Annotated in this window: 12 protein-coding genes; 9 read left to right on the plus strand and 3 right to left on the minus strand. The window is 62.7% G+C overall.

Annotated features, from left to right (window positions below):
* Positions 1-215: 215 nt before the first annotated feature.
* Positions 216-1,511, plus strand: coding sequence for a hypothetical protein (locus tag BN1233_RS18695; protein ID WP_046865133.1), 1,296 nt, complete (start codon positions 216-218; stop codon positions 1,509-1,511).
* Here the strand turns inward: BN1233_RS18695 and BN1233_RS48445 are convergent.
* Positions 1,459-3,393 (minus strand): hypothetical protein, encoded by a 1,935-nt coding sequence (locus BN1233_RS48445; RefSeq protein ID WP_063776604.1) that lies wholly within the window; start codon positions 3,391-3,393, stop codon positions 1,459-1,461. The two genes, BN1233_RS18695 and BN1233_RS48445, sit on opposite strands and share 53 nt — an antisense overlap.
* 866 nt (positions 3,394-4,259) lie before the next feature.
* Between BN1233_RS48445 and BN1233_RS18705 the strand changes: the two genes are divergently transcribed.
* From BN1233_RS18705 to BN1233_RS18735, 7 genes are all read left to right on the plus strand, one after another.
* A complete protein-coding gene (locus BN1233_RS18705; RefSeq protein WP_046865134.1) occupies positions 4,260-5,093 on the plus strand; it encodes a hypothetical protein in 834 nt (277 codons plus the stop codon).
* 125 nt (positions 5,094-5,218) lie between these two features.
* A complete protein-coding gene (locus BN1233_RS18710) occupies positions 5,219-5,524 on the plus strand; it encodes a hypothetical protein (protein WP_046865135.1) in 306 nt (101 codons plus the stop codon).
* A 125-nt stretch (positions 5,525-5,649) separates the two neighbouring features.
* Complete coding sequence (locus BN1233_RS18715) at positions 5,650-6,138, plus strand: hypothetical protein (protein WP_046865136.1); 489 nt, start codon at positions 5,650-5,652, stop codon at positions 6,136-6,138.
* Between the two features lie 749 nt (positions 6,139-6,887).
* A complete protein-coding gene (locus BN1233_RS47085) occupies positions 6,888-7,214 on the plus strand; it encodes a hypothetical protein (RefSeq protein ID WP_048707441.1) in 327 nt (108 codons plus the stop codon).
* A 639-nt stretch (positions 7,215-7,853) separates the two neighbouring features.
* Positions 7,854-8,669: a hypothetical protein gene (locus BN1233_RS18725; protein ID WP_046865138.1), complete on the plus strand. Its 816-nt coding sequence runs from the start codon at positions 7,854-7,856 to the stop codon at positions 8,667-8,669.
* Between the two features lie 151 nt (positions 8,670-8,820).
* Entirely contained in the window at positions 8,821-9,336 is a 516-nt protein-coding gene (locus tag BN1233_RS18730; RefSeq protein ID WP_046865139.1) for a hypothetical protein, read from the plus strand.
* Positions 9,333-9,647, plus strand: a complete 315-nt coding sequence (locus BN1233_RS18735; protein ID WP_046865140.1) for a hypothetical protein — start codon at positions 9,333-9,335, stop codon at positions 9,645-9,647. The genes BN1233_RS18730 and BN1233_RS18735 overlap by 4 nt, the downstream gene beginning before the upstream one ends.
* A gap of 577 nt (positions 9,648-10,224) precedes the next feature.
* Here BN1233_RS18735 and BN1233_RS18740 read toward each other — a convergent pair.
* Positions 10,225-11,013: a DUF5983 family protein gene (locus BN1233_RS18740; protein ID WP_046865141.1), complete on the minus strand. Its 789-nt coding sequence runs from the start codon at positions 11,011-11,013 to the stop codon at positions 10,225-10,227.
* 350 nt (positions 11,014-11,363) lie between these two features.
* Positions 11,364-12,275, minus strand: a complete 912-nt coding sequence (locus tag BN1233_RS18745) for a hypothetical protein (RefSeq protein ID WP_046865142.1) — start codon at positions 12,273-12,275, stop codon at positions 11,364-11,366.
* 1,110 nt (positions 12,276-13,385) lie between these two features.
* On the opposite strand from BN1233_RS18745, the gene BN1233_RS18750 reads away from it, so the two are divergent.
* Positions 13,386-14,648, plus strand: coding sequence for an RNA polymerase sigma factor sigma-70 region 4 domain-containing protein (locus tag BN1233_RS18750; RefSeq protein WP_046865143.1), 1,263 nt, complete (start codon positions 13,386-13,388; stop codon positions 14,646-14,648).
* Positions 14,649-14,742: the final 94 nt, after the last annotated feature.

Raw genomic sequence — 14,742 nt, forward strand, 5'->3', positions numbered from 1 at the left:
AGTCGGCGAATAGCACGTCAAACCGGATATTATTTCCGGTTTGCACTTTCTTATCTATCCCTGTCCTGAAACCCCGGCCGTGAGATAGATGACCACCAACCGCAGTACAGTACCTGTATTAGTGCCTGATTCACTGTGCTCGCATCTTACTGGCAGGGCAGGAACAGTCGTTAATGTCACGACCTTACGGGCTCTCAGAAATACAGGGGGCCATCATGACCAAATCTCTTCGCCAGCCCAAATCGTTCGACTACGGTGCTCTCTCGCTCGCCGACAGGGAGGCACTGCGCGCACTCCAGGCGGAGTACTCGGTCATTGCCCGTAAGTCCTCCAGCCAGGTCTTCGAACTCGGCAGGATCTTCACGCGCGCCAGGGAACTGCTGCCACGCCGGTTCGAGAAGTGGGTGTCGCGGGAATGCTCCGGCATGACGCCAAAGACCGCCGGCAACTACATGCGCATCGTCGCCCGTTTCGGGGACCGTCAGGATGTCGTAGAGGCACTCGGCTTGAAGCCGACCTCGCTCATCAAGCTCGCGACGGCGCCGGACGAGGCCGTCAACGAGGTGTTCGCTCGCGCCGAGTCCGGGGAGGCGCTGATCGGGACTCAGGTCGAGGCGATCATCCGCTCCCATCGCCCGAAGCCGGACAAGGCTGGCAGCGAAGGCGCCAAGCACAATCCCGGACGCAAGGGTCTCACCGCACTCGTGAACGAGTGTAATCGCATCAGCATCGAAACATGGTTCGACCGCCTTGCCGCTGTGCATGCGAAGATCATGACGGCCTTGCCAGGTGATGATGGTCCCAAGAAGTTCCGGAAGGGTGATCTTGTCGATGTGGTTTCGTGGCAAGCCAAGTGGCTTCTAATTGAGCTCGAGCGGATGACCGGGTTCAATTTCTGGAACAAAGCGAGTGACCACATCGGGATCGCTTATGAGGACCGTCCGAGTTGGCCGAGCGGGCCGTGGAAGGACGTTTATCTCGCCTTGCATGACATTGATCGCATGGAGACCATCAAGCTCGACGAGCTTGAGCCGCTGCTCCGGAACAAGATCGTTCCCGTCCTGGAATGGGCATTGGAGCGGGCGGTCGATGTAGCGGCCGACGGCAAGGCGCCTCTCGCCATTGCTCGCGCAATGGACCCGATGGGCATCAGGGCTGGCGATGCGAACGGTGCTCTTCGGAATCTCGAGGCCGCGGCTGACTCAGACGCAAGCGAAGACGGTGTGGGCTCGACGGCAGCACACCGGGATGGCGCGAATGACATGGTCGCGGTGTCTCATGCTGCAACCAATGCAGGTGTGGTGATTGAGGCGGCACCGCGCGCGGATGCGGACCACGCCGACGAGACACCGGATGAGGTTGATGCTGTCGTAGTGGTTCGCGGGATTCACGATGATGCGGTCAAAACAATCGCCGTACCGGAAGCCCCACAGCGGGGATGGAGGCCGCCGCCCTTTCTCAAGCAACTTCGTGAAGCGAAGAAGGCTGCTGAGCTGGGGCGCAGCACCTGATTGGAATTCCAGTGTGACGCTCCCGTGCATTCGTGCCGGAGCGCCACGTCGCTAGATCGAGCACTCCCGGCCAGCGCGATCGTCGATGTGCATGGCCCGTTCGGGGCACTCCCGGACATGCCGATGATTCCGAGGCTTCGGAATCCTGGCCCTCGCCGCCGTGGCGTGTCGTGTCGTTGCGACCACTAGCGCCCTGAGCATCGACGGATCGTGCGCACAGACGGACGAGATGAAGGGGCGTACGATAGGAAGCCACCTCGTCCGTCGCGCTATGCCCCGGAGCGCCGGACGCCCGATCTACACACGGAATATGCCCGACCGGACTGTCGCTCATTCCCGCGCCATCCATGGCCGAGGCTTGGGCTGCCTTTTTATCTATACACTGGGTTTTACACTCCGCCTCCACGGCGCCCAATGCTGGAAGCCAATGCTTGTGGACGGTTGGACGCGAGAGTCCGGATCGCAGCGCGACCGCTGTCTTGGTGACCCGCTCCCCGGATTTCCGGAGCTCCCTCATCGCATCAATGAGGACGACCAGCACTCTGTTGGCGACGACGGATGCGGCGTGGCGTCCGCCAATCGCCTGCCGTTCGCGCAGCGTCTTGCCCGCGACGGCACCGGCACACACGCCGCGATCTCGTGTTGGAGAGCGGTGTCGCGCTGGATCCCAATGCGCAGAAGCGTAGTCGACCACCCGGTAGAGGATCGCCTTGAGCTGTCTGGCGCTGCCCTCGACCGCCTTGATGGCGCGCCCGATTAGGCGATTGAACAAGGTCTTGGCCATGAAGTCGCGATCGGCCAGCGCGGCCTGATACTCAGCCCCGCCTTCTTCGTGCCACTCCTTGAGTGCGGTGAGGACCCACTCGCGGAACAGGGTGAAGGCTCGGTTGCTCGCCGCCTTCTCCATCCCGGACACTGCCGCGGCGCTCTCGCGAGCCAGGAGCGTCCGGTCAATGCGTGTATTCACCCAGCTCGCCCAGGTCGACAAATCGAGAAAAACCTCCTCGTTCCAGGTCCGAACCGACCAGAACGGCGACAGCGGGTTCTTGCCGCGCATCGGGTTCGCGAGGCCACCCGGATCGGCCCCGAGCGGCAGGAGTATCTTGACGATCCCGGCATGGACACCGCGGAACAGGTCGATGATGTCGCGTCGGCAGCGGGGATCGTCGCGGTTCCACCAGACCTCGGAGCCGTAGGGGAGCAGGTACCAGAGGTGCGGTCGCTCGATCGCGCCTGTGACCGGGCATTCATAAGCGACGGCGGCATTGGGCAGACAGGGCAATGGGAGCTGCTCCAGCCAGTAGCGCAGCGCGTCCCAGGACGGAAACGACATGTCGAGGTCGATGCGAAAGGCCCCGCGGAATGTGGGGTTGAGCACCACCCACGGGTCATCGAGCGCCAGGAGCTTCGAGTCGCTTGTAGTCACGACATCTTTGCTGCGTCCGGTCTGGAGCCGATACGCCCTGGGCGTCAGTTGCACGAAGCGCCGTTGGACATGTCCCAGCTTGGATCGAAGACCCGTCTCCTGGAACGCAGGTCGCCACCTTCCGCCGATGGTCTCGCCATGGCAGACGAATCCCACACTCAGGCGCAGCCGGATGAGCTCCCGGCGCGTCCTGGCGCGTTCCGTAAAGAAGCGGTCATCCTCACTCCGGCAGACCCGCGGGGTCCCTGCACGCCAACCCGACATGATGTTCCGCAGACGCCGCTCTTCCTCCCAGCGCGTCTCGAAGCGCACGACGGAAGTCGCAGCGATCCGATGGGCCGGATGCGTGAGATCGACGGACGCAGGTTCGTTCCTGCGTTTCTCGTCAACATTTTTGGCCTTGAGGTCAGAAGCGGGCGTTGTCTGGTCGGGGCTATCTCCCGACCACCGGATCACCGGGCGACCTGCCCGACAAACTCGACGTCACCTGCGCCGATGAGCATCCTGACCACTCCACAGAAGCACCAGGCAGGGCCGCCACGGCCCGATGATCCGGCGCTTTCTCATTCATGAGAACCGCCGGCGGAGCGTGAGACAAGCCCTTGAGCTGGTGAGGACGGCTCTGAACTGCCCTCCCCTCCCAATCACGCCTCACTCCCCTACGGATTTCGCTTATGCGTAGGGAACTTCCGTAGGAAAGAGCATACGCGCCGAGAGGACGCGTGCGCGGTCCAATGATTGCAGCGGCTACCGAATCCGCGCCGACATGCATGGAGTTCGCGACCTGCTGCCGGGACCAGGGTCTGTGCTGTGCCCCGGGCGCTATGTCGTCCGGTCCGGTGAGGCTGCGGGTACGCCTCGTAGTTCACGTCGAACGGCATCGGCATCTCGGTCGCGTGCTGCACTCCTTCCTTGGCGGCACCTGCCGGTTGTCAGATCCGGGACCAAGCGCACAAGCGCGCGCTTCCGCAGCCTCCGGAGGGCCTCGAGGGATTTCCTGATCATAAGGTCCGCAATCAGGAATTCGGATGTGCGAAGAAAGCGGATCCATGACTCGGCAACGCATTCTGCATTGCCGAGTCGGTGAGAATGTCACTTGTGTTGTTCTGACTATTACATGCCATCATTGTATAGCTTGGCATTGTAAACATGTCCCTATGCAACATAATCTTTACGACAGTCGCACTGTCGCAATGAATACGCTTGCTGTGCTGTATTCAGCCCCGCACACTCCAATCATCGATGCCGCACCGAGCGGTGCCGATCCCCGGGAGGACCGGTGCGCTTGGAGGCCCGAAGGGGCCAGCAAGGGAGTGTGTGAGATGGAACTGAAGAACACTGCATCCGCCGACATTTGCGACATCGTCGATGCGATCGACACGCTGGAGGCAATCGACGCCAGCGCGGTCATCGAAATCCTCCTGAAGGAGGTCGACAACTGCGCCCCCTTCATCGGAGCCTCCGGCGACGGCTATGATCCTACGCTGAAGACTGTGGTCGAGTTCAGCATCGACGTGCACGACTTCACGCTGCGCGACATCGGGTACACGGCCGAAGCGTGGGCTGATGTCGTCACCAACAACCGCGGGGACTGGATCGACAACCCGCGCGGCAACTACGAGCTCCCGGAGGAGATCGCGGCAGAGGTCGACAGGGTCCGGGAAGAGGTCGAGGACGACGATGGCGTCCATCCGCGGGATCATCATGACGAAATCTGGCAGCGCCTCTCGGAGGCCGCCAAGGACGCCATCGGCGCCAGGATCTCCGAGGCGATCTGGGATTGCGAGGCCCGCGAGGAGATCACCGACGAACTCATCGCGGCGCTCGAGGAGGCCATCGCCAGCGAGATCGCGTGCTGTGATGAGCAGCTCCAGAATGAAACGGAGGACCGCGAGATCGTGCTCATCGCCCCCGGCAACGACACGATCCAGGCCCAGGGCGTCGATGTGGAAGACGCCGCGCGCAGCCTGCGGTCTCTCGACCCGAACATCCATGGCCTCGACGAAGTCGGCTGCGGTGGCCGCCATGCGGAGATGACCGCCTGGTCCATCCCGGCTGGTGTTGAGTGGCTCGCGGGGGACGAGGACCGGGTGATGCGCTGGGGGCGGCACGAGGGCGACTACGTGGTCCTCATGAAGACGGCTGAGGCGGCCTGAGCCCATGGCAGCGGGGGCGCGTGGCCCCCGCCCCTTCTCCAGGGAGCCGCGGGGCTCTCTCGACGAGGGGCGATGCCACTCACCAACCGGGCGGCATCCCGGCCCAGCACGAAGGGAACCGAGCCATGAGACTCAACACCAGCATCGACCGCATCGCCCCACTGATCCCGGACAGCATCAACTTCCGGACTGTCGCGGGCGAAGAGCTCGCGATTCATGTCATCGACGGCATCCTCGATAACGAGGACGGTAACGGGCCGGGCACCTACGGCACTTGGACGCCCGAGTGGGCGATTGAATCCTACGTCCCGGCCGCCACTGCCGAGGGTGTCCCGCTCGAGGAGATTGACGAGGACGAGAGCGCTCTTGTGATCCAAGCCGTCACCGCGGCGCTCGAGATCCTGCGAGCAGAGGCTGCCGAGCCAGCCTGATCAACTGGCGGGGGCCATGCGCCTCCGCTCTTTCACCGGAGAGCCGAGGGGCGGCGCTCGTGAGGAGAGGCGACGTCAATCATCGCGCCGAGGGGCATCCCGGCACATCAGAAGGGGGTTGGGACATGGACATCCGGCAGGCAAGCGACATGGCGCTGATCGAGGAACTCCGCCGTCGCGACATCGCGGTGGTCGCGGTGACGTCCTTTGATCTGAGGATGGATCACGACGCAGACGCGGGACTCGCCGACTGGCTGCTTCGGTATCGCCGGCAAAGGCTCGAGACGCTGATGGAGGACGCGATTGCCGAAGACGTGCGTGATCTCCTTCGCACTGACGAAACGGCGTACGCGGACGCCAAGGAGGCCTTCATCGTCGAGATGGCGAAAAACGACGCGGCGGAATACGTCGACAACTACGACCTCATTGCCCCGGGCGAGGCGTTCACCACTAACGGAATCACGGACTGGGCATGTTGCGACGGGCAGTTCAATCTCTCGATGCGCAGTGCCGCCTTTGCCGTAGAGGACGGAGATCAGGTCGAATACGAGAGGCTGCTCGTGTCAGAGGCGCAGGCGCTCTTCGGTTCCGGACGCCGCGCCGGAGCCGTATGACGGCCAACCACAGCGCGTGCTTCCGGGAACGCCGCCAGGCGCTGGGCTTCTCGATCCGAGACTGGCCGAGGTCCTGGACAGGCCCGGGGTAGGGTTACTCGGAACGGCCATGCGGGCCGGACCGTGCTGGTCCTACCGCAGCACGTCCTTGATCGGGAGAAGATGCAGTTCGAGCAGCCTAGTCGGGACCCCGGGTTGGGTTGCGAGGCGATCAGGCTGAGGACAGCCTGGCGATAAGGCGGGGCCGCGACCCCACTCACCTCTCTGGGGAGGCACAGAACAACTCTCCCGACACAGAGCGAAGAACAAGGAGGTGACAACGGGCTTGAGGCCGATGCTGGCGACATCCGAGGGGCGAGGCATGGGCCTAAGACTAAGGGTAGGCGTCCGTGCGTATACTCGCAGCCGAAGCTCGGTGGCTTCCGGTGAATTATGAACGAAGTCCGCCTGTTGTCTTGGGGCTATCCGACTCTCGACACCATCATTGGGTCTGTCGATCGCATCAAGGTTTTGCGGCTCCTGTGCTCGGTCGAGGGTAAGTGAGGCGTTGTGGAGGCCGCCTCTTCAGCTCTCTGTCAGCCCTCCCAGGGCGACCCAGCTCGTCGATGGTGCTCCGGACATCACAGCCGCATAGCTCACAGGGATTCCCGGTCCCAGGTGCAACTCCCCTTTGGCAACTGCTGAATCGTGTGTCTTGCGCACTGCAACGCCATGCTCGGCATCACCAAGTGACGGGACCAGAGTATAAAATGGCTCAGAGATCAAATGCCAAGGCAGCCGCCCATCGGCAGCGGCAGGCGGACTACCGCGCGCGCCTGAGGGAGGCCCGTGCGCCCGAGAGCGACGACGTCCAGCGCGAGGTGTTCCGGGTCATCCGGCAGGCCGCGTTCCGGCTCCGAAAGGATCGAGACAAGTGTAAGCTGCCCCACGATCCACACTACAGAAGGTTCGTCGAAGACTTCCTCCAGAGAGTCTTCGACACTGTCCTCGATCGACTCGAGCGCAAGGGCTACGACCGCGAGAAAGCGCGGAGGCGTCTTAGCCTTGCGCTCATTCCGCCTTGGCCGGGGAGATGAGCGCAAGCGCGGGACGTCTGCGGAATCCTCCTGCCCAGCGGGCCGGCGCTCCCATTACTTCCACTTTCACCGAGTGATCGGACATCTCGGGTGACGTACTCACTGAGTGAGGTTTAATGCGGGCGGCACGACACAGTGGCTCGTCGATGGCCAGCACGAAGCCTTCTTCATCCCTCCCGGGCAAAGCTCGACCTTCGGCACAGGGAATCCGGTTGCTGGCACAGTGTTGCAACGTGTCGGCACGTCATCTCACATCAAAACAAGTTGCGCATAAGCGTTGCAAATATCTGGAAATGCGATTCAGTACCGGACGGCCTCGGGCGCGATCGTGGGTCGCGAGCCCATCCCGATGCCATACACATGGATTTCAATCTCTGGCGACGCGCGTGTGCATCGAAGCAAGGTGAGACGAATTGCGCACATCCGTTGCAAATGTCCGAGCAGCCGTTTCGAAGATCGAGATTCGCGTTTCATTGATTTTCGACTGTCTGTCCAAGACCGTGGGCGACCCCCTCTGTGGGAATGAGGCACTCGTCAATACAAAATGAATTCTCTTGCCAGTGCTGAGCTTCCGCTGAACCCTTGTAGTGTGATCCCGCAGGCGCGAGCCGGTGGGCGGTTTATGGCAGGAGAGCAGAGGTGGAACTGAAGCCGAACATGTCTTTCGACTTGCACTGCGCCATCGATGACTTTCGCGAGATGCAGGGCGCGAATATCGAGACCATTGTCGACAGCTTCCTTCAGGATTTCTTGCGGTGCGATCCGTTCGTTCAGAGCGAAGGCGTTGGGAACGTGCCTACGTTCGCACTCTGGGTGGGGCCTCTCAGGGTTGAGGTGCAGGTCGGCTACACGCGGATGCATTGGAATGCGCTTCTGAGGCAGAAGCGCTTGCAATGGCTGTCAGACCCGTATCGCTGGGAGATGCTGGACGACGCCGCCCTCACGCATATCAGGAAGATCGCCTCTCAGGTCCGGGCTGACGTCTCCATCTCAGACGGTGACCGGTTGAACGTGCTCTGGGATCGCCTGTCCTGCACGGCGCGGGAGGTGATCGACGCCGAGATCTCGGAGGAGGAGTGGAATACCTGTGGCCGGAAGCGCATCCGTGAAGAGATCATCGATACGCTTACCCGCGAAGCCAGGCGCGCCAACAACGATTTCGATCTCGACTTCCGCGTCGACCCGCAGACCGAGGTCGTCCTCCTCGAGCGGAACTCCAGGCGCGTGTGTGCAAGAGGAGCCGACGTATCCGAGGGGGCCTCTAACCTCGGCGTAAGCATCGGAGCTGCACTGAAGCTGGAGCGCGTTTCCCGCAATGCGGCTGGAGATCACGTCTACCTCGCCTACTGGGTTCCAGAGGTCATCGAATTTGCCCCCGAAGACGCCGATCTGGTTGAGCGCTGGGGAAATTACGCGGGCAGCTTCACGTGTGCCCCTGTCGAAGCTGATCGTTGAGCGCTGGGGACGGAAATGGGCAGCGTTGGGATCCGCCCGACGGAACCGAAGACGGTGCGGGGAACTCGAGACCGGGCGCCTGACTGAGCATCGGCGACACCCCGCTGCTCCGGAGCCGACACTGGTATCAGAACACTCGGAGGGAGAGACCATGAACGACCGCGAACAAGCAATCGGCTGGAAGCGCGTCAGCGAGCTCATCGCCCGCCATCTGCGGCTGGACATACCGGCTGACGATCTGCCCGGCCCCTGCGCGGAGCTGTCAGAAACCATCCGGGTCCTCGAGGAGTACGTGGCTCGCAAGGAGCGGGAGGTCGCGGCGGCTCGCCATGCCCGGGCGATGATCCGGCGTCGCTTCGTGGTCTGCGATGGGTGGGGGCACATCTTCTCGGAAGCGCGGGGAGACACCGACACGCGCTGGGTCTTCGACCGACACCTCTGGCGTCTCGCGGCCTTGCACGTCCGGGAACACTCTTGCGCTGACTGGGAGGGAGCCCTTCCGGAAGAGATGGCCGATGTCGAGGACAGTCTCGTCCACGCGAACGACGGCGCCCTGTGGGACCGTGAGGGCTGGGATCTCGTAGAGGCCGATGACGTCCCGGGCTGGGCAGCAACTGTGTTGCCGCGCAGGAGTCGCTGTCTGCTCAACCATGCGCCGCAACAGTGATTGACCCGATCGAAGCCCAAGTTCTTGTCTTTCCCAAGCGTCAACTGATTGGGTTTGACCCTGGGCAGCAAACTCCCAACAGCGTGGATGAAGGACAACAGTACCCAGGGCGTGTCCATCGCGCTTCAATGTCCTTCGGTGAGGTGATGGTGCAGTTGCAAGCCTCTACGGCTCTCCCATCGGGAGTGACCCAGCGTGTTTGCGAGTACCTTGAACTCCTCGACGGCGCAGCGGCCAGCATCATCCAGGGCGTCCACCTCATCGGCTCGCTTGCCCCTGGTGACGACCAAGTGAGGGTGAAGCGCGATTGATGTGATCGCGCTCGTTTCCGGCCCCCTTGCCTGACGCGGCTCGAGGGCCTCGCGGATTCACGGCACCACGGCGGCTTCAGAGGGTCCCCTCTTCAACGGCTCTTGTTTGAGCACGCTGAACTCTGCCGGGTCCCGTCATCGAGCAAGCGGGCGCCGTTCATACATCGCGGAATTTTCCATGCCGACGCCGTCTGTTTCGAGTTCAACTCAGCGACCAGACTGTGTTTGGCCCAACATGGGATCGCGGTCCGGGGCCGACCGATGCAGCCCTTATCGTCGCGACCGATCCTGCACCGCTCCGGGCCTCCCAGGCCAACGATCTGCGGACTGATTGAAGGGCGTGGATCGAGGACTACAGCGGGCCCCTGCCCGCAGGGCTCCCGGCGAAGCGGTGGATGCGGCAGTTCTGGCCTGGGGCGTTCCCGGCGGCCGGCGGATCGCCTGCGCATACGAGACGGGCGCATCGCCTCCAAGTCCAAGGCGGGCGTCGGCCGCTGGCCAGATATCAGCCGGATTGGCGTCCCGTTATCCAGGACGCCTTATCGGCGCGGCTCGGTGAAATCCCACGCGCTGGAGTTCAGGCCGTATGCCGCCGCTGCGTCAGCCCGTGCCCGATTCCAACAGGACCGATCGTTGACGTTGTGCGTGCAACATCAACAGGTGTGCTCTCACAGGTCCACTCCGGCGTCTCGTTCGACTGGATGACCTCCTTCCAGGGCTCGGGTTCGACGAAAATGCCAATCCGGTTGAGGCGGTTGGCGACCTCGTCCCATTGCTCGTGAGGCAGATCGAACCAGGTTCCGGTCCTGTCAAGCATTTGCATGGCGATCATGCGACGGGGATGTCGTTCCGCGACCCAGCGCACCGTCTCCCGGCCGTAGAGTTCGTGGAAGACGTGGCCCCATGCCTCGCACACCAGATACCGCGTCGATGGCTTAGGGGGTTGCAGCAGCAGCCTGATCTCCTCCGGGGTGAACGGAGGCGCACAGAATCGATGTTGGCAGGGATCCTCGCTGCCCATGATCGGCCCTTCTGCAAACAGTTCGCCCTGATCCTCATCCTGTCCGCCGCCGCCCACAGGCAGACCCGGCTCGAGGTCCGCGTCGACATCAAAGCGCATGAGCCAGGCACCGTTCACGCCCGCGTACAGCGCGAGCGTGATGAACAGCTCCGAGAAACCATCCGCACGCAGGTTCTCGAGTTTCATCTCTCGAAAATCTTCCGAGATCAACGACGCGGTCGAGACGACCCATCCATATTCATTCTCCATGATGCCGGGATCATTGCCCGCAAGGCTCCGGAGCAGTTCAACATCCCGATCGGTGAGGTGCGCGGTGGAAAGGTCCAGAAACGGCTGGAAAGGCATTCGGTCCTCCATTCGGATCCATTCAAGGCTGGCGCTGTTCATTGGCCGAAGCAAGCTGCTGGTTGCCCTCCAGAAGCATTGATCTTCGTTGTGCTGGACGCTCGCAGGTTTGACACGTGCTCGTGGGACGTCGGGAGAACGGGCCGGCTATGCGGCCGCCTCCCCTGCCACACGTCGTTGTCGGCACTGAACCGGATCAGCTCGGTGCTCAGGATGCCATCGCGAGGACCGCGCATGTGCGGCGCAATCCATTGCAGGTGGCGCAGACTCCGGCACGGGCCGTGTGGCTGCAAGCGAAAGCGCCCGCGCACTTCCGTGCGGCGTCGAAGCCTGCATCCAAAACCGCCACCCTAGCTATTCAGCCGTCCCAGACGACCAGCTACCATGCCGACTCGCTGTGCCTTGAGGAAGGAGAACTTCTTCGCGACCTGGCGTGCATTCCGCCCACGGCGCCAGGGATGTTCGAGCGGCAAATGCGGCACGAGGGGCCAGGGCTCGGCCGCTTCGTCCTCCTCATGTGTGCCGATGTAGCTCAGGGCCAGAAGGCTGAACGTTTCGAGGTCCTCGAGAACCTCGCGGAGCACGAGCCCTGCCCGCCCGACGAGGTCCTCGAGCGGTTCGACGAGCCTGTTTCCAAGATTCCAATCATGTGTCGCCGCTGTTGCCAGTTCGAGCTGCTCGTAGTCATCGGTCAGGATTACGGCTCGGTCTTCGCTCCACGCGACGCGCCGCCAGTTGCTCCGGCCGGGCGGTGTCAGGATCGCCGTGTAGTGGATTGAGAACTCGTCCGCTTTCCCAGGAGCGCTGCCAATGAAGAGGGCACGCACCTGGAGTTCATTTGCGACCCTCAACGCCCGATCCGGAAGATCCAGGTAAGTAAGAGTGCGAGATCTCGCCTCGAGCCGACCTCGCGTGCGGATTTCGTTGGAAATGCGAGTGTCGCTGAGGACGCTGACAAGATCGGGCGAAAGAACAGCAGCCGTTGGGTCACAGGGGATACCCAGGACGAAGCGGCCGAGCACCGCGTGCCAGACGATCTTGGAGAGCATCGCGTCCGGGACACGTAGCTGTCCCGTCTGCAATGCGTTGAAAGCCTCAACCCCCCGTTTCGCAGTGTATTGCAAGGCGCTGCCGTCATCCTGCGTTGCCGCTCTCAGCTCTGCGTCATCTCGGTCATAATCCACGCCGAGTGACGAGAGCCTGTCCAGCGTTGCCTGTACTTTCAGGCGGTAATCCTCCGCGTGACTGTCTAACCACATCATGATCGCACCTCCTGATCAGATGGTGCGGCATGGCCGAAAGGAAATCCGGGGGCAGATGGCCAACTTCAGCAGAAAAACCGCCGCTTGTGCTGCGATGGTAAACGCTTCCGTACGCATGCCGGGGACTGATCGATCAGAAGGGCTTGCCTGTCAGGAAGCGCGAGCGCCACCCTTTGCCGTTAGCGAAAGGTTCATTGTAGCTCGGGTGCACTCACCAAATAGACAGAACCGCGATAGTGCTGGCCCGCGGCACCAACCCGGGACATATCCTCTACGGTCACTCCTGCGGTCTCACAGTCGAAGCAGAATCATTCTCTGGCCCCGCTGGTGCAGATCCTTGAAGCCGGCTCCACCCCAAGTTCCAAAGTCGTGAATGCCACCTGGCTCGCTCGCACGACGACGAGTCCTATCCTGATTTTCGCCGTGTACTACAGTGCCAGCAACACTCACCCATGCGTCAGTCATCAGACCCGGTAACGACCATGACGGAGACGCCGAAAACGGGATTGGAAGCTCTTGAGAGAGTTCATCTGGCTGGGGCGGCTACGACATCGTCGGTGTAGGCGCTTCTCGGCGATCGCATTCTGTGCGCGCTGCGCAGGCGCAGAAATTTTGTCGGCACAGAAAATGAGCTACGACTTCTCGAACAGGTTCCAAGGCAGGACTTCCGGCTTACAAGTGGAGCGCATGACCTTCTCAGACCTGGGCTTCCTTTGCTCAAGAATGGCGCTCACGGTCGTCCCGGCTCTGCTGCGGCTGTCACGACACTCGTACTGGACCAACGAGAGAACGGCGGACCATGCAAAGATCTCTCCCGGATTCAATGCGGGGCACGCTCGAGGTAGCCCAGCAGAGGCGCACCGCGCGACTGCGACCGTGTGAACTGCACTCGTGGAGGATGCGCGCGCACACAAATGCACAAGTCGAGAGCGTGTCAACGCTAAATTTTCCAGGCACCATACGCACATATCCCAACCTCGGCGATGGATTTGGGGATTGAGCCGGCCCGAAACCCGGGTCAGGCTCTTTCCAGATGTCGCGAACAGGGCAGCAGCTCTCGGCTCGATCGAGAGTAGTGCTGGTCGCGGCCACCAGATCGAGGATTGCACCATGCCTACACCACCTCTTCGTCCCGCTCCTTGGCACTCCAAGACCGAACCGGTTTTCCGGCTCAATGAGCTCGCTGCCGATTACCGTCGTCACCGGGATTTGCATCTCCTGTCCGGCGGCATGCACTCCCCGCCTATTCCGCGGCAGCTTCTCGAGGCTGCGGACCAGGCGCAGCTCTCGTGCCGGCAGATCGCCACGTTGCTCGACCTGAGTGTCTCAACCGTCCGCGCTGCCCTCATCCGGGCCGGGTATCAGCCCCGCACGACGGAGCCGGCCAGCGTGGTGGAGTTGGCTGTCCCGACCGACGATGAATGCGCTCCAGAAGAGATGATCGCTGACGATGCGTCAGCGCCTCCTGACGCTGAGCGCCCGGATTTGGAACCCGGAGAGGCTGACCCACGGACGGCTTCCGCCGCCAAGACGGTCGCGGATGCCATCGCGGCCAGCCTGAAGGAGCGTGGCTTCCTGCCGTCGCGCGCCGAAGTCGCACGCAGCACGAAGCTCTCCTACGAGACCGTGCGCAAACATTGGGAGGCTTCGCTCCCCGACGACGTCGCACGCAGGTCCGCCCCGGCAGACGCTTACCTGACCTACCTGCTCGAGGCTGCGGTTGCTCGCACCTCGATCATGTCCGGGGATGACGCGCACCAGATCACTCCGTCTCTGATTGATGCGATCACGACGGCCCGGGTGCCGGCCTCATGCGCGGCACAGGCATGCGGCTGCCACGAAGCCGACCTGATCCGCGCGATCGGGGCGGCGGGCGGCAAGGTCATCATGGACGACGAAGCGCCCGGGACATGTGCACAGAGGCTGACGCCCGACGGTGTCCGCTTGCTCGCCAGCCTCGACCTGCCGATCACCTTGGCGGCCGAGATTGCCGGGGTCGCGCCGCAGACGATGCGGATCAGGGCGAAGGAGCTCGGCGTGTCGTTTGTGAAGGGCATGGCAGGCGGGCGGAGCAGGCCGGACATGGCCTCCGAGGCTGCCAGTTCCGCAACCACTGACGAGGCGCTCCCCACGAGTGATCCTGGAGCCATCGAGGTGCTGGCCCGCGATCTGTGCCGGCACGCCGGACACGACCCGGACGAGCGTGCGGCCGGGGTCTACGGCATCGACGGCGCGTTCAGGTTCGACGGCGTGTTCGACAGCCCCGAAGGCGGTTTCTCAACGCCGTGGTCGTTCGTCTGGCGCGCCTTCGCACCCCGGGCCGCCGCAGCCGTGCAGGCCCTGGAAGAAGCAGGCTTCCAGGTCAGACGCTGACGCCGCGAGAACATTCCCGGATGGCTCGAGCCGTCCGGGATCCCGGGGCTGCGGCAGATCAATTAGTTCAAATTCAATCCATCGCACTCACGCA

Origin of the sequence: Microvirga massiliensis, from assembly GCF_001006805.1 — a bacterium.
Taxonomy (GTDB): Bacteria; Pseudomonadota; Alphaproteobacteria; order Rhizobiales; family Beijerinckiaceae; genus Microvirga; species Microvirga massiliensis.

Excerpts from the sequence above, each read along its gene's own strand:
- BN1233_RS18695 (WP_046865133.1), top strand. The coding sequence starts at position 216 with ATGACCAAATCTCTTCGCCAGCCCAAATCGTTCGACTACGGTGCTCTC.
- BN1233_RS18705 (WP_046865134.1), top strand. The coding sequence starts at position 4,260 with ATGGAACTGAAGAACACTGCATCCGCCGACATTTGCGACATCGTCGAT.
- BN1233_RS18710 (WP_046865135.1), top strand. The coding sequence starts at position 5,219 with ATGAGACTCAACACCAGCATCGACCGCATCGCCCCACTGATCCCGGAC.
- BN1233_RS18715 (WP_046865136.1), top strand. The coding sequence starts at position 5,650 with ATGGACATCCGGCAGGCAAGCGACATGGCGCTGATCGAGGAACTCCGC.
- BN1233_RS47085 (WP_048707441.1), top strand. The coding sequence starts at position 6,888 with ATGGCTCAGAGATCAAATGCCAAGGCAGCCGCCCATCGGCAGCGGCAG.
- BN1233_RS18730 (WP_046865139.1), top strand. The coding sequence starts at position 8,821 with ATGAACGACCGCGAACAAGCAATCGGCTGGAAGCGCGTCAGCGAGCTC.
- BN1233_RS18740 (WP_046865141.1), bottom strand. The coding sequence starts at position 11,013 with ATGCCTTTCCAGCCGTTTCTGGACCTTTCCACCGCGCACCTCACCGAT.
- BN1233_RS18745 (WP_046865142.1), bottom strand. The coding sequence starts at position 12,275 with ATGATGTGGTTAGACAGTCACGCGGAGGATTACCGCCTGAAAGTACAG.
- BN1233_RS18750 (WP_046865143.1), top strand. The coding sequence starts at position 13,386 with ATGCCTACACCACCTCTTCGTCCCGCTCCTTGGCACTCCAAGACCGAA.